The 15858-nt window shown below is 47.6% G+C and carries 9 protein-coding genes, 2 pseudogenes and 1 riboswitch; of the genes and pseudogenes, 5 read left to right on the top strand and 6 right to left on the bottom strand.

The features are described from left to right. Window positions 1-123 precede the first annotated feature (123 nt). The 4 genes and pseudogenes from mutY (at window position 124) to JCM16496_RS01970 (ending at window position 3723) form a co-directional block, all read left to right on the top strand. The gene (mutY, locus tag JCM16496_RS01955) at window positions 124-1164 is read left to right on the top strand and encodes an A/G-specific adenine glycosylase (protein ID WP_025831955.1); all 1041 of its coding nucleotides are present in this window, start codon (window positions 124-126) and stop codon (window positions 1162-1164) included. A gap of 72 nt (window positions 1165-1236) precedes the next feature. Next, window positions 1237-1692, top strand: coding sequence for a single-stranded DNA-binding protein (locus JCM16496_RS01960; protein ID WP_016273371.1), 456 nt, complete (start codon window positions 1237-1239; stop codon window positions 1690-1692). Between the two features lie 23 nt (window positions 1693-1715). Continuing rightward, window positions 1716-3065: a gliding motility-associated protein GldE gene (gldE, locus tag JCM16496_RS01965; protein ID WP_025831960.1), complete on the top strand. Its 1350-nt coding sequence runs from the start codon at window positions 1716-1718 to the stop codon at window positions 3063-3065. Between the two features lie 29 nt (window positions 3066-3094). Continuing rightward, a pseudogene (locus JCM16496_RS01970) lies at window positions 3095-3723 on the top strand (4'-phosphopantetheinyl transferase family protein). A gap of 5 nt (window positions 3724-3728) precedes the next feature. Here the strand turns inward: JCM16496_RS01970 and tnaA are convergent. The 3 genes and pseudogenes from tnaA to phoB form a co-directional block, all read right to left on the bottom strand. Next, window positions 3729-5101, bottom strand: a pseudogene (tnaA, locus tag JCM16496_RS01975) (tryptophanase TnaA). A gap of 273 nt (window positions 5102-5374) precedes the next feature. After that, a riboswitch (cobalamin riboswitch) is annotated at window positions 5375-5578 on the bottom strand. A 300-nt stretch (window positions 5579-5878) separates the two neighbouring features. Then, window positions 5879-7672, bottom strand: coding sequence for a two-component system sensor histidine kinase PhoR (phoR, locus tag JCM16496_RS01980; RefSeq protein ID WP_025831962.1), 1794 nt, complete (start codon window positions 7670-7672; stop codon window positions 5879-5881). Continuing rightward, complete coding sequence (phoB, locus tag JCM16496_RS01985; RefSeq protein ID WP_025831964.1) at window positions 7647-8336, bottom strand: two-component system response regulator PhoB; 690 nt, start codon at window positions 8334-8336, stop codon at window positions 7647-7649. Before phoB ends, phoR begins: the two co-directional genes overlap by 26 nt. 291 nt (window positions 8337-8627) lie before the next feature. Between phoB and JCM16496_RS01990 the strand changes: the two genes are divergently transcribed. Beyond that, window positions 8628-9824, top strand: coding sequence for a hypothetical protein (locus JCM16496_RS01990; protein ID WP_025831967.1), 1197 nt, complete (start codon window positions 8628-8630; stop codon window positions 9822-9824). A 97-nt stretch (window positions 9825-9921) separates the two neighbouring features. Here the strand turns inward: JCM16496_RS01990 and JCM16496_RS01995 are convergent, their stop codons facing one another. From JCM16496_RS01995 to JCM16496_RS02000, 3 genes are all read right to left on the bottom strand, one after another. Then, window positions 9922-11796 carry a SusD/RagB family nutrient-binding outer membrane lipoprotein gene (locus tag JCM16496_RS01995; RefSeq protein ID WP_025831969.1) on the bottom strand — a complete coding sequence of 625 codons (1875 nt, stop codon included), beginning with the start codon at window positions 11794-11796 and terminating at the stop codon, window positions 9922-9924. Window positions 11797-11831: 35 nt separating this feature from the next. Beyond that, window positions 11832-12353: a hypothetical protein gene (locus JCM16496_RS24825; RefSeq protein WP_369346649.1), complete on the bottom strand. Its 522-nt coding sequence runs from the start codon at window positions 12351-12353 to the stop codon at window positions 11832-11834. Window positions 12354-12475: 122 nt separating this feature from the next. Beyond that, window positions 12476-15052: a SusC/RagA family TonB-linked outer membrane protein gene (locus JCM16496_RS02000; RefSeq protein ID WP_369346650.1), complete on the bottom strand. Its 2577-nt coding sequence runs from the start codon at window positions 15050-15052 to the stop codon at window positions 12476-12478. Window positions 15053-15858 lie beyond the last annotated feature (806 nt).

The following is a 15858-nucleotide window of genomic DNA, read 5'->3' on the forward strand; positions in this document are numbered from 1 at the left end:
CCTAATTTTTTGGACTGCAAATATATAGCTTTTCCGTGGCTCTAAAAAATATATTTCGGACAATTTTCTAAAAAAGTCTTGGCATTAAGCTTTGTTAGGCTGAAAATGAAGTATTTTTGCAGCATGAATATTTTTAGCGGAACATTGTTGGACTGGTATGCGGAGAACAAACGCGACCTTCCGTGGCGAAATACCACGGACCCTTATCTGATATGGATTTCTGAAATCATCTTACAACAGACAAGAGTGGCGCAGGGGTATGAGTATTTTCTGCGTTTCATAGAACGCTTCCCGGATGTGGTGTCGCTGGCTGCTGCGTCCGAGGACGAAGTGATGAAATATTGGCAGGGCCTGGGGTACTATTCGCGTGCCCGCAACCTGCATGCCGCAGCCAAAAGCATGAAGGGGACATTTCCGAAAACCTATGCAGAGGTACGTGCTTTGAAGGGAGTGGGGGATTATACGGCAGCGGCCATCTGCTCCTTTGCCTATGACATGCCTTATGCGGCGGTCGACGGGAATGTGTATCGGGTGCTTTCCCGCTATTTCGGCATTGATGTTCCCATTGATTCTACTGAAGGGAAAAAGACTTTTACCGCTTTGGCGGGTGAGGTGCTCGATAAATCCAGGCCGGCAGATTATAACCAGGCAATTATGGACTTCGGAGCCGTGCAGTGTACGCCGCAGTCGCCCAACTGTCTGTTTTGTCCTTTGTCCGGCAGCTGCCGGGCATTGTCTGAAGGAAAAGTGCAGCAACTGCCCGTGAAGCAGCACAGAACCAAGACCACCAACCGCTATTTTAATTATATATATGTACGCATGGGCGCGCATACCTTGATACATAAGAGGACGGAGGACGATATCTGGAAAAATCTCTTTGAATTGCCTCTGGTTGAAACGGAAAAAGATTTATCCGAAGAGGAATTTCTGGCATGTCCGCAGTTTCATGCGCTGTTTGCAGAGGGAGAGGTGCGGATGGTCCGTACACTGCTTCGGGGGGTGAAACATGTATTGTCCCACAGAGTGATTTACACCAACTTCTACGAGGTTACTCTGCCCGATAATTCGAGCTCCTTCTCAAGTTACCAACGGGTTGCAGTCGAAGATTTGGACCGTTATGCGGTACCCCGGCTGATACATGCTTTCTTGGAGAAATATGTATAAAAGTTGTTTGTATTCTTGCATGGTGTGAATATTCTCGTTAATTTTGGCAGCAAATTAATAAAATAGAAGCTTATGTCAGTAAATAAAGTGATATTGATAGGAAATGTGGGACAAGACCCTAAAATAACCTATTATGAAGGTGGAAACTGTGTTGCCCAGCTTTCTTTGGCCACTACGGAGAAAGGATACACTTTGCAGAATGGTACGCAGATTCCGGACCGTACCGAATGGCATAACCTGATATTCCGTGGCCGTTTAGGCGAAATCGTTGAGAAATATGTGCATAAAGGCGATAAGCTTTACGTGGAAGGTAAGATACGTACCCGTTCTTACGATGACCAGGGAGGCATCAAGCGCTATGTGACTGAGATATTTGTCGACAATATGGAGATGCTGACTCCGAGAACGGCAACTCCCGGTGCCGCCCCTTATGCGCCGCAGGCGGGAGCCGCCCCCCAGCCACAACAACCAGTACAACCGCAGGCTGCCCCTGCACAAGATAACCCGACGGACGACTTGCCGTTCTAATTGTTTAACTAAAACCAAAATCTTTGGACCCAGACGCTTATTTATGCCAGTTGGCAGATGTTTTTAACGGTATATCCGTACAGACTCCTTCTATTTCGGCCATTGTAGCCATTGTGTTGGCAGGTTTGCTTTTGCTCGTTTCCGGTTTTGCATCAGCTTCCGAAATAGCCTTTTTCTCTCTTTCTCCGTCAGACCTGAATGCAATAGCGGAGAGAAAGCATCCTTCGGATGAGAAAATCAGTAATCTGCTGGACAACAGCGAACGTTTGTTGGCAACGATTCTGATTACGAACAACTTCGTGAATGTAACCATAATCATGCTCTGCAACTTCTTCTTTATGAATGTGTTCCAATTTCATTCTCCCATTGCAGAGTTCCTCATTCTGACAGTAGTCCTTACATTTTTGCTGTTGCTTTTCGGTGAAATCATGCCTAAGATATATTCGGCTCAGAAGACGCTGGCTTTTTGCCGCTTCGCCGCTCCCGGTATCACGTTTTGCCGTTCCGTATTCTATCCGATGGCATCCATGCTGGTGCGTTCCACTTCTTTCCTGAACAAGCATATGGTCCGCAAGAACCATAACATATCGGTCGATGAACTCTCGCATGCGTTGGAGCTGACCGACAAGGCAGAGCTTTCGGAGGAGAATAATATTCTGGAAGGTATCATCCGCTTTGGCGGGGAAACGGCCAAGGAGGTCATGACCTCTCGCCTTGATGTGGTGGACTTGGATATCCGTACCCCTTTCAAAGATGTGGTGAAGTGCATCGTAGAGAATGTCTACTCCCGTATTCCCATCTATGCGGATAGCCGTGACAATATCAAGGGGGTACTTTATATCAAGGACTTGCTTCCCCATCTGAACAAAGGGGATAATTTCCGCTGGCAGTCGCTTATCCGGCCCGCCTATTTTGTGCCCGAAACCAAGATGATTGATGATTTGCTGCGCGATTTTCAGGCAAACAAAATTCATATAGCCATTGTGGTCGATGAGTTCGGCGGTACGTCGGGCATTGTCACCATGGAGGACATTATAGAGGAGATTGTGGGCGAAATTCATGACGAATACGATGATGAAGAACGTACATATGCCGTACTGAATGACCACACTTGGGTATTTGAAGCCAAGACCCAGCTGACTGATTTCTATAAAATAACGAAGATAGACGAGGAAATGTTCGATGAGGTGGCAGGGGATGCCGATACGCTTGCCGGACTTCTGCTGGAACTGAAGGGGGAATTTCCTGCTCTCCATGAAAAGGTGACCTACGGCCGTTATGAGTTTGAGGTGTTGGAGATGGACAACCGCCGTATCCTGAAAGTGAAGTTCACAGTAAATGCCCCGGCAGAACCCAACTCTTCTTCCCTTTAATTTTTAATTATTAATTTTTAAATTGTTCCGTGCCCCTCTTCTTGCAACATACCGCTCTTCCCTGTCGATGGGGAATTTGGAAAACGGAGGAATCTCCGGAGGAATTGCTGGCCATGCTTCCTCATCAGGAAGTATACCGGGAAGGTATGCGGCGCTTCACCGCGGCACACCGCCGTCTGGAGTGGCTGGCTGTCCGTGTGTTGCTTTACACGCTGTCGGGAGAAGAGAAAGAGATTGCCTATTATCCAGTGGGAAACCTTATCTGGCAGATGCCTCCGCCTCTCTCAGTATTTCGCATACGAAAGGTTATGTGGCTGTTGTCTTGGGATTGCCGGGCCGGGAAGTAGGTATTGACATCGAGCAGTATGGTGAGCGGGTAAGGAAGGTGGCGCATAAATTCATGCGCGAAGATGAACAGCCGTCCGTGTTTCGCGGAACCGACACTTGGTCACTGTTGCTGCACTGGTCGGCCAAGGAGACCATGTTCAAATGCCTGAATGCTTCCGAGGTTGATTTCCGCAGGCACATGCGCATTCTGCCTTTTGCTGTAAATGAAAGCGGCGTATTCTCCGCCGAAGAATATCGTACGGTGGAGAAACGCCGGTTTACTATCCATTATTATTTGTTTCCGGATTTTGTCTTGACATTGAGTCTGTAAATCTCTTACAGTCTTTCCAGTTGTACCGTGAAGTGTCTCATCAACGGAGCTTCCCAGGTGATACGTACTCCGCGGGTAATACTTTCCCGCTTGTCATATACATTTTTCAAAGCGGCTGCCACCACATCCATGTGGTTGTCGGTATACACACGGCGGGGGATGGCAAGCCGGAGCAAGTCCAGGCCGTTGAAGCGGTTTTCGCGGGTCACCGGGTCGCGGTCTGCCAGCAGATACCCGATTTCGCAGCCGCGTATGCCTGCTTCCAGATAGAGCTCGGCGGTCAGTGTTTGTGCCGGGAATTCTTCTTTGGGCACATGTGTCAGCACTTTGGGGGCATCCACAAATATGGCATGGCCGCCTGCGGGACGTTGGTAGGGTATCCCGTATTCGTCCAGTTTCCGGGCTAAGTATTCCACCTGGTGAATGCGGGTTTCCAGATTGTCAAATTCAGTGTTTTCATCCAGGCCGATGGCAAGGGCGTTCATGTCACGACCGTTCATGCTCCGTAAGTAAGGTAGCCTTCGAACTGCACGCAGAAGCCTTTGGCACCTTCATACCAGTCTTTCCGGCGGGTGGCTATGAATCCGCCCATGTTGACAATACCGTCTTTTTTGGCACTCATCGTCATGCCGTCGGCAAGGTCGAACATCTCGCGGGTGATTTCCTTTATGCTCTTGTTGTGGTAACCTTCTTCTCTCATTTTGATGAAGTAGGCATTTTCCGCAAAGCGTGCCGAGTCAAAGAGAACGGGCTTGCCGTACTTGTCGGCAATGGCGCGGACTTCGCGCAGGTTCTGCATGGAAACCGGCTGGCCGCCTGCGGTGTTGTTGGTGATGGTGACGATGATGAACGGTATCCGTTCGCTATGTTCCTGCAATGCTTTTTCCAGTTTTTGGGGGTCTACATTGCCTTTGAAGGGGATTTCCAGTTGTGTCTGTTTGGCTTCGTCTATGGTGCAGTCCAGAGCCAGTGCCCGGCGTCCCTCGATATGTCCTTTGGTGGTGTCGAAATGGGAGTTTCCCGGCACAATGTCGCCCTCGTGCACCAGGTAGGAGAAGAGCACGTTTTCGGCAGCGCGTCCCTGGTGGGTGGGGATGATGTATTCAAATCCGGTGAGGCGGGTGATGACCTCCTTCAGTCTGAAGAATGAGGTGGCTCCGGCATAGCTTTCGTCGCCCAGCATCATGCCTGCCCATTGGCGGTCGCTCATGGCGCCGGTGCCCGAGTCGGTGATGAGGTCGATATAAACTTGTTCCGATTTGAGTTGGAATACGTTGTAGTGGGCTTCTTTCAGCCATTGTTCGCGTTCCTGGCGGGTGCTTTTACGGATAGGTTCCACCATTTTGATTTTCCATGCTTCGGCAAATGGTAATTCCATAGACTCTGTATCTTTAATGATTTGACAATAGGTTAACGGATAAACCGGTTAATGCGGTTTGATGTGCCGAATTTAGACAAAATAAGTGTAATGACCAACTAAAACATGACTTTTTGTAAAGCGAATGTCCGGACGAAATCACTTCGGCCGGACATCATGAAATAAACTTGGCAGAGTTTATTACCTTCTTTACTTTCTCTGAATCAGGTTTGATGAATGAAATGATGGACGATTTGTCCGGCTCATTAGACTCAACGCTTTTTCCTCGAAAGCAATGATAAAGTATGCATGGCAGGTCTTCTGACTTGTTTCTGTTGCAGGCGCCTTCCCGGAAGAGTATTCCAGTGGCATAGAGGGTGATTGCCTGCAACATTGTGCGAAACTTACAGCAGCGGGACTGTCCAGGATTTACACCTGATTCCCTTTTAATCACTTTCCCCGAAGAGAGGGAGCGAACCAATGCATGACAAAGATAGGGATTCTTCTTGAGAAAACAATTCTATGAGTGATAAATTTTCTTCCCCGCTCTCTTTCTTTTTGCCGACAAGTTGGCAAGGGCTTGCCACCGCATTGGCAAAACTTTGCCATAGGCATGGCAAAAGTTTGCCAAAAGCATGGCAATAGGTTGGCAAAATTACTCTCTGATTGATAGTGACTTAAGATGATTTACCCAATCCGTCACATCAGTAAGGTGAAAACCGATACAAGCCACACTGGCCACAAGAACCTTTTCCGGAGGTATGCAAAGCATTTTGTTTGGTGTAGTAAAACGGGCTGTTATCTCTCTTTTGCCAGTGTGAATACGAACTCCAGCCCTCCGCCTTGGTTGTTTTTGGCAGAGATGGTGCCTCCGTGAATGAGGACTGCGTTCTTCACAATGGCAAGTCCCAGTCCGGTGCCGCCCAATTTGCGCGAGCGTCCTTTGTCTACACGGTAGAAGCGTTCGAACAGACGGTTGAGATGTTCGGGAGAGACACCGATGCCGGTATCGGCGAAACTGAAATAGTAGTAATTCTCGTCTTCGCGGAAACAACTGATATGGATATATATATTGGCGCCGGCATAGGCGATGGCGTTGTCCATGAGGTTGCGGAAGATGGAGTAGAGCAGGGAGTAGTTGCCCCGCAACTGTATCTTCGGCTTCAGGGAATTGACAACGGTGATTTGCTTCTGTTCCAGTTCCAGGGACACTTCGTTGACGATGTTTGCTACCAGCATGCTGATGTCCACCTTTTCCATGTCAATCATGTTGGCGGCTTCGTCCATGCGGGTCAATACGGATATGTCGCGCAGCAGGCGGCTCAGCCGGTTGCTTTGCGCGTAGCAGCGTTCCAGGAAGGCGTGCATTTTCTCGGGTGCGATGTTCTCGTTGTTCACAATGGTTTCCAGATAACCCTGTATGCTGCTTACGGGGGTTTTCAGTTCGTGGGCGATGTTCTGGGTCAACTGCCGTTTCAGCTGTATCTGCTCCTCTTCCTGGGTGATGTCGTTGATGGAAATCTCAAAGCTGAGGTCTTGGAAGATGATGCACTCCACGATGAAGGTGCGTCCGTTCTTGTTGATGTGGACGGACATTCTTCGTTCTTCGTTATAGGAAGGGCGTTTCTGCGCCTTGTTGATGAAATCTGTTATCTTCTGGAATTCGCAGATGGAGAATATCTCTTCGGTAGCCTGCAGGTTGGAGTCCGAAATCAGGTTGCCGTATTGGGTGAACAGGTTGTTTACCAGTATCTCCTTTTTGTCTCTGTTGAATACGCCCAGTCCTTCGCGGGAGGTCTGCAAGTGGGTGATGAGCTTTTCGCGCTCAATGTAAAGCGCCTCTTTCGTTTCGCGCAAGCGCTTGTATATCTGTATGATGTGCTGCGAAATCTCCCCCAGCTCATTGTGCGGGAAGGCGGCTTGTATATCCATTTCTATGGGTTCGTTCTTGTCGGCTCGCTTGGCGAACTCGCGCAAGTGGCTGATGGCGCTGCCCAGTTTGGAAGTGAATTTGTAGAAGATGAATATCAGCAGCAGCGATACGATGACCGTGAACCAGATGTAGTGTGGGTCGGCAGCCAGGTTCTTCATCAGGTTGACGTTGTAGGGCAGTGCCGAGCGGATGATGCAGTCTTCGTAGGCGGTGGCAGAATAGAAATAGGTCTTGCCGGTGGTTTCGGAGATGCGCCGCAGGTCGTAGCCCTTGCCGTTTTTCAGCGCTTTCTGTACTTCGGGGCGCTTGAGGTGGTTGTCCAGTTCATGGCTGTCGTTCTGGAAACTGTCGAACAATACGTTGCCATGAAGGTCTACCACGGTGACGCGCAATTCCTTGTTCACATGCTTGGAGATGTAGTTGTCTGGCATGGAAGTCCATAGGCTGTCTGGAAGGTAGCGAAGTTCCTGGTGCAGTCTGTCATTATAGTCTTGCAGCTGCATGTCCAGCAGCTCCGCTTTGTATTCTTTTTCCCGCTGATACTGGTAGGCAATGAAGCAGGCGGCGAATACGAGGAACAGCGAGATGACCGAAAGGAAGAGCTTCCGGCTGAAGGACAGAAAGTGTCTGTCGTTATTCGGCTTCGAAACAATAACCATATCCCAAGCGTGTTACGATGCATTTGCCATAAACTCCGATTTTCTTGCGCAGGCGTGTGATGTTCACGTCGATGGTGCGGTCCAGTACATATACTTCGTCGCTCCAGATGCGGTTCAGTATATCCTCGCGCGAGAATACGCGTCCTTTATTCTGCAAAAGCAGCAATAAGATTTCAAATTCCTTTTTGGTGAGCGGTGCCTCTTCGCCGTCAATGCAGACTTTCTTCTTGATGATGTCCAGCACCAGCGTCTTGTAGACAATCTGTTCCGGTGCGTGCTCCGTTTCTCCTTGCCGGGTGCGTCTCAGTACGGCTTTGACACGTGCCGCTACTTCGCGCAGCGAGAAGGGTTTGGAAATGTAGTCGTCCGCTCCCAGGTTGAAGCCGGTCACGGTGTCATTTTCCGTATCTTTGGCGGTGATGAAGATGATGGGTATCCGGGCTGTCTTCTTGTCCTTCTTCAGCATACTTGCCATTTTGAAGCCGGAAATTTCTCCCATCATCACGTCCAGCAGCAGCAGGTCGTAGCTGCCTATGTCCATTCTCATGGCCTCTTCGGCAGAGTTCGCCGTGTCCACTTCGTAGCCTTCGTTTTCGAGGTTGAACTTCAGAATCTCACATAAGTCTTCTTCATCGTCCACTACTAAAATCCGGTAATCGTTCATTGCTTTGTTGTTTATGTATGACAAGGATAAAACAATTCTCTTGTCACAAAGTTAAACTTTATTTCTTTTTATCGGCAAAAATAGTGCAAACCGAATGCAGAATTTCCATGTTTGCATGAAAACTTGTGCTGAGATGCAGCCATTTCTACTTTCTGGATGCAAAAGTGAGGCTAATTTGTTACGGAATGATGAAACAAGTGTTACATTTGGGTTACATTAAATTCCCGTTTATCTAAAAGAACCGTTCCATTAAAATATTGTTATCTTTGTTCCGTAAATACTGATGATTTTATGAAAGAACTTATGTATATCAGGAGTTTCTCCAAAAGACGTTTGTCGGTTATTGTGGGAACTCTGCTTTTGGTGATAATCGGTTCAGTCTGGCTGAATACGGCTCCTTTCCGTTCGGGCTTTGAGATTGCGGATGAGTTGGGCGGCAATATCTTTCCTTCCAGCATCCTTTCGGTGGCCACTACCGATGCCCAGGTCATAGTGCCGACAGACTCCATGTACGTAGGTAATCCGAAGTCGTGTATCGCTGTCCGCGTCCGTTCGAGTAATGCTTATAGCCGGGTGCGGGTAGAGGTTGCGGAGACTCCGTTCTTTGCCCGTTCCGTGTCGGAGTTTGTGCTGGCAAAACCGCGTACGGAGTATATCATCTATCCTGATATCATATGGAATTACGAGGCTCTGAAGAATAACAACCAGGCGGAACCCATCAGTGTGGCCGTTATGGTAGAGATGAACGGCAAGGATTTGGGGCAGAGGGTGCGTACTTTTTCTGTTCGCAGCATTAATGAATGCCTGTTGGGGTATGTCACGAATGGTACAAAATTCCATGATACCGGCATCTTTTTTGCAGCATACGTGAATGAGGAGAATCCCATGATTGACAAGCTGCTGCGTGAAGCGCTGGATACGCGTATCGTCAACCGGTTTTTGGGTTATCAGGGAGGTGCCGAGGTGGTGGACAAGCAGGTTTATGCTTTGTGGAATGTGTTGCAGAAGCGCAAGTTCCGCTACAGTTCGGTCTCCAATACGAGTCTTTCCAGCAACGTGGTCTTTTCGCAGCGTGTGCGCACGTTCGACGATGCGCTGGAGTCTTCGCAAATCAACTGCGTGGATGGCAGCGTGCTTTTTGCATCCCTGCTCCGTGCCATCAATATAGAACCTATATTGGTGCGTACTCCGGGTCACATGTTTGTGGGATATTACACGGATTCCAGCCATAAGGATATGAATTTCCTTGAAACGACCATGATTGGTGATGTGGATTTGGATGATTTCTTTCCGGACGAACAGTTGGATTCGACGATGGTGGGAAAGTCGCAGAACCAGATGTCACGCATTACCTTCGACAAGTCTAAGGAGTATGCCAATAAAAAGTATACCCAGAACAAGGAAGGTATCCACTCCGGCAAACTGAACTATATGTTTCTGGAAATATCCAAAGAGGTGAGGAGGAGGATACAGCCGATAGGGAAATGAGGTGCAGACGACAAGCAGCCGATTCGCACGAACCGGCTGCTCCAATCATCATTTATGAATGAAGACCTTTTGAAGGTACTTCATTTTTTATTTTCAGTTATTCTATGCCATACTCTTCGTCAGTGGCGCAATCCCACCATACCGGATAAGAATTGATGGTGTATTTGGTAGCTTCCGGATTGGAGTCGCCCCAGTTGGCAACGTTGTACAGCTGGTCGTAGCTCGGTTGTTGCAAGCGTCGTGGCCAGTATCTTACGTTTTGCGGGTCGGTAGTATTCGGGAAGTGTCTCTCACCTTCGCTGTTGAACTCATACGGACGTTTGAAGTCGGGGTAAATGTAGCCGAACGTGGGGTCCTTGGCACCGTAATTGCAACGGCGCATGTCGTTCCAGTTCTCCAGTGTCATGGACATGGCTAAGAATTTTTGCTGCATAATCTGCGAAAGCTTCAGTTCCGCACCGTTTTGCGCCACGGCGGCACTTGCCAGGAATGCGGTGATTTCCGATTCCGGAATCACTTTTTTGCCTAATATCTGCGGATAGGTGGCAAGTTTTTCGTTCATCAGTTCCATGTGCGCGCGGATACCGTTCTTGTAGGCCACCTGCGCCTCGTCTTTCTTGCCCATTCTGTAAAGCACTTCGGCTTTGATAAAGCACATCTCCGGATAAGTGCAGTAATAGGCGGGAGCATCGGCACGAAGCTGGAACACACCGGTGGAAATCACTCCGATTTGCTTGGCAGATTCCTCTTTTGTCAAGTTTTTCGCTCCGTTGTAGCGGCAAGCCAGGTAGCGGTCGTCATTTTCATCTCCTTCTGTGTCTACAATCCATGCCAGACAATCGGAATATACGGGTACATAAATCGAGTCGCCCTGCCTTTTAGGGTCTTGGCTGGTAGTTCCCCAGTGGTTTATCTTGCCTGCTTTGTTCTTTTCGCCTGTTTCGTCATAAGCATAGATGTCGAATGCAACCGGTCCTCCCTGGAAACGGATGTCGCTGCTCAAGTCTACTCCGGCAGAGCGTACGAATTGAATCTTGCCGTCGATGTTGAACTCTCCGCTGGGCACCATGGCATCCGTGCGGGGGTCTTCCACGCCGCTGCCTCCGGTAAAGGTGTTGGTCAGCAGGTCGATGTACCATTTGGTAAGACGGCTTGTTGTATTTGTGACATTGCCGAATACATTGCCATACACATTACCTGCTGTTTTGGAGTCACTGATGTTCTGGAATCTCATGATAGTGTTGTCTGCATTAGATTGCGGTGCTTTTTCCAGCTCACTCAGGATGCCTTGCGGGTCATATAAATCCGCTTTTTTCGAGAGTTTCAGCATCCAGCGGGCTTTTAGCCCGTGTGTCAGTTTAATCCAAGTGTCTACATTGCCGCTGTTCCACAAGTCCCCTGCGCTCAACTGTTCCGCTGTTGGCGTTTGTTGCTTTTGGAAGTCTTCCAAAGCTTCGTCCAGCAAGCCCATGCATGCGTAGTAGACATCTTTTCCACTGTCGAATTTTGGATTGGCGATTCCCACCATGGATTCCGTATAAGGGACTTCACCATACACATCGACCATCGTCATGAATCCCCATGCCTTGATAACCTTGGCGGCACCGGCATAATGGTGGGCGCCGGTCTCTTCTGCCTTGGCAATCAGGTAGGGAATATTGTTCCCGCAATACACGAACCATCCTTGATTGGGCCAGTTGCAGGAATTGATATAAGGATCCCACTTGATTAAGTAGTCATTGTAAGCAGTGCCTCCAGTTTTAGCCATGTTTTGCGTGAACCAGATGCCGCGGATTCCTGCCATCTCGTAACAACCGCCGAAATTCGCCTGGATTCCTTTCAAACGTAAGGAACACGAAGGTACATTGGCGTTCGGATTGTCCGGATTGTCATTGATATCCAGATAATCATCACAAGCACTCAGACCCCATGCAGAAAGGAGTGCCATCAGTATATATTTAAATTTTTTCATATGATATTCTGTTTTTATAAGTTGATAGATACGTTTCAGAACGTTACGTTCACTCCGAATGAAACACCCGCTGTGGCAGGCACGCCGCAGTAGTCGATACCTACAGAACTGGAACCTACGGCACCAGAGCCGGCAGCACTTGTTTCGGGATCCATGCCTTTATAGTTGGTCCATACAAACAGGTTGGTTCCTGTCAGTGTAGCGGAGAGACCCTTGATGAACTTCGTCTTGGCAAGCCATTGTTTCGGGAATGTATAGGAAAGCGACAATGAGCGCAGACGTAGCCAATTGGTGTCGGTCATGAAATTGGCAGACTCCATGGCATAGTAACTAGCCCAATAGTTTTGGATGATGGCTCTACCGCTTCTTGCGTTCGGGTCGGAAGAGGGAACTTCTCGGCTGGCATCATTCTTGTCATAGAACTTTCCGGCATCGAAAGTGAAAGTCTTGGCTTCGTAAATCGGGTTCTTGTCGGCATCTAATCCAGTCTGGATGACTCCTTCCGTAACCAGGTGCTCGCGGTTCATGCTTCGTTTGCTCATACCGATGGAGGTCATATAGTAATCAGTTCCGTTGAATACGTCACCACCGATGCGGAAATCGAAGAGGAAAGATAGGTTCCAGTTTTTCCAAGTGAGGCTGTTGTTGAAGCCGCCGGTCAGTTTGGATTCGCGGTTACCTATTTCATAAGTAGCCTTGCCGTCTGTGGTCGCATGCCTGAATTAGCGTCCAATACGATGCGCCCTTGGTCGTCCCTTTTGTATTTCGAGCCGGAGATAGCCATGAAGTTACCTTGTGCAAACGATGCAGCTTTGGCATTTCCCACTTGTACATCGGTCACGTACAAGATGTCGATACCTTCCATCAATTCTTCTACCTTGCCTTTGTTGTGTGCCAAGTTTAGCGTGGATTCCCAGGTGAAATTGCGAGTTTCAACGGGCTTTCCTGTGATAGAAACTTCAATACCCTTGTTGGAGATGTCGCCTGCGTTGACTGTTTCGAAGATGTAGCCGGTGGCATTACTTACACGTGGGCTGAGCAGTTGGTTGTAGCTTTTGTTGGTGTAATAGGTGAAATCGAAACCTATCCGGCCATTGAGGAAACGCATTTCCAGACCTACTTCTGTGGATTTGGTCATTTCGGGTTTCAGGTTTTCGTTGCCGTGTGTCCAGGAGTTCTGGATACCAGAGCCGCCGATGGTGGCAAATGGTGCATCCAAGTAAGTGTTCGTCACGTATGGAGAAGCGTCTTTACCTACACGAGCCCAGGAAGCACGGATTTTACCGAAGGAAAGCACATCGTTTTCCGGCAGTAATTCTGTGAAGACAAATGCGCCACTGACCGAAGGATAAAAATAAGAACGGCTGTTGACGGGCAGCGTGGAAGTCCAGTCGTTACGTCCGGTCACAGTGACGTATGCTACACTTTTGTAGCCCATGCGGAATTCTCCGTATGTACCCATCAGACGATGACGGCTGTGTCCGGAAGCGAAAGAACGGTCCGATTCGGCGGCATTGCTCATTGAGAAGAAGTTGTCTACCGTGAAGTTCCAAGCTTTGCGGCGTTGTGTTTCCACTTTGGTGTCTTCTACTGTGTAACCCAATAAAAGGTTGAAGTCGAAGTCGCCGAATTTCTTGTTGAAATTGGCCATCAGGTTTGAGGTCAGATATTCGTAAGTGTAGTCATTCTCGCTCAACAACCCTTTTTGGTAGAGGATGGGATAACCGGAGCCCGGTTCAATCAGGCGGTTCCCTTTGGTGTCATAGCGGTCGATACCTGCTGTATAGCTTAGTTTGAACCAGTCGCAGATGTCATATTTCAGGTTCAATCCGCCTGTGAATCTGGTGGTCTTGTCATGACCCTTGTTTTTGTTGACTACCCAGAACGGGTTGTCATAGTCGTCTTGCAGTAACTGGTCGGGGAAGATGCGGTATTTGGTGCCGTCTTCATTCAGCCAATGGGTCACTTGCTCGTCGCGTGGCCAGGTATAAACAGAGTTCATGGCACCTACACCACCAATGGCATACAGACCGCCTCCGGTCAATGCCTTGTCGCTTTCGGCTACGGAGAAAGCTACGTTGGCGCCTACTGTCAATTTGCCGTAACGCTGTTCACCATTGAAGCGGAAGGTGTTTTTCGTATAGTCAGTCTCCGGAATGATACCGGTTTGGTTGAAACGAGAAGCGGACAGGTAAAAATTGCCGTTTTTCGAGCCGCCTGATACACTGATGTTGTTGTCCCACGTAACTCCTGTCTGGAAGAAGTCCTCGATGTTGTTGTACATCTTTTCACCGGCTCCGAACGCTTCACCCCAGGAATTCATGGTGGTGGAACGGTCCAGCATGCCATTGTCCAGATAAACCCCTCTTTTATATTTATCTTGCTGTTCCGGAAGGCGGTTGGCCCAGTTGGCCGATACTTTAGAACTTAGGTTTACTTCAACTTTGCCTTCCTGTCCTTTCTTTGTTGTGATGATGATAACACCGGCAGCAGCACGCGAACCGTAAAGGGCGGCAGCTGCGGGACCTTTCAGCACAGACATGTTTTCCACATCTTCCGGATTGATATCCATGACACGATTGCTGTGGGTGGTATTGGTACGTGATGCACCGTCAAAAGCACTGTTGCCGGCATCGGTTCCATTATCATAGATAATTCCGTCGACAACAAACAGCGGTTGATTGTCACGTTCCAATGATGTACCTCCACGGATAATGATACTGGCACCTTCACCGGCGGCACCGCTTCCTTGTGTGATGTTGACACCTGCCACTTTCCCGCTTAAGGAATTGATTACATTGGCGCTTTTGTTCTTTAAGAGTTCCTTGCTGTTTACATCTTGTACGGCATATCCCAATGCTTTCTTTTCTTTCTTGATACCCATGGCAGTAACTACTACTTCATCCAGTGCTTGGGAGTCGTCTTGTAGCGTTACATCGTAACTGGTGGCGTTCGTTATTTTTAGCGACACAGTTTGATATCCGATGAAAGATATTTCCAATGTGTTACCTACCGATGCTTCCACGGAATATTTTCCGTTTAAGTCCGTCACCGTGCCTGTTCCGCGTTGTTTCACTAATACACTGGCACCGATTATCGGCTCGCCTGCTGCATCTACAACTTTACCTGTGATTTTCTTGGCTTGCTGAGTACTTTGGGAACTAAGTACACTTTCAACAGCTGCGTTGGCTGCAAAAGGCATAGCTATCCCAAACAATGCAAGCAACACTAATGATAAGCAATAATTTCTTTTCATAAGCTTTGTTATTTGGATTTGTTTGCAAACATATAAATTAATTTAGTAATATCATAATTTATTAATATGAAAAAACGTAAATAAAAATAAAATTCGGATATTTTGTTTTATAGAAAATAAATGTATTTTTAGAAATCATCTACATCAAGTGGGTTTCAGTAAGACGTCTTATATAAATTTATTTTTAGTAAAAAAAAAAGTGTATACCAATGGTTTTATATAGAAATAGCCATTGTTGACTACTTGCCATGTGAGGCCTTTCGATTAAACTAAGCTAAGGAAATTCGTGGGTTTTCTAAAAAATAGTATCAAATAATTAATATTATACATGTATGCTTTATAACATAAATTAATAATAGGTGACGTAATACTAAGACCCGTTGGCAGAATTAAATCGTGTGCAAAAAACTGAAAAAGTATTCCATTTTTCCACTTGCTCCGTATCTGACCATCCGTATACGGAAAGAATCCAGACCAGGTACGGAGCGGACTAAAAAACAGAATGAAGTCGGTGCGTACATTTATTCAAATAACTAATTCTACCAACGGGTTAGTACAACTTTAATCCATTGGCGACTCTAACGGTCTTTATTCATGACGATGATTGAAGCGGCCGATTCTCACGAATCAACTGTTTTGTCGTCCATAAAATCCCCTTGTTTATAGAATATTAATTTAATATTCTTAAAATCTTAGGATTGTATGTATTCCATTGATTATCTTTGTATCCGAATTAGAAATTTAATGGATTTCATTTAGACTTTAGTTTGCTTGAATAAAGATATTGAAGGCTCTAATGGTCTTCA

The organism is Bacteroides rodentium JCM 16496 (genome assembly GCF_000614125.1).
Lineage (GTDB): Bacteria > Bacteroidota > Bacteroidia > Bacteroidales > Bacteroidaceae > Bacteroides > Bacteroides rodentium.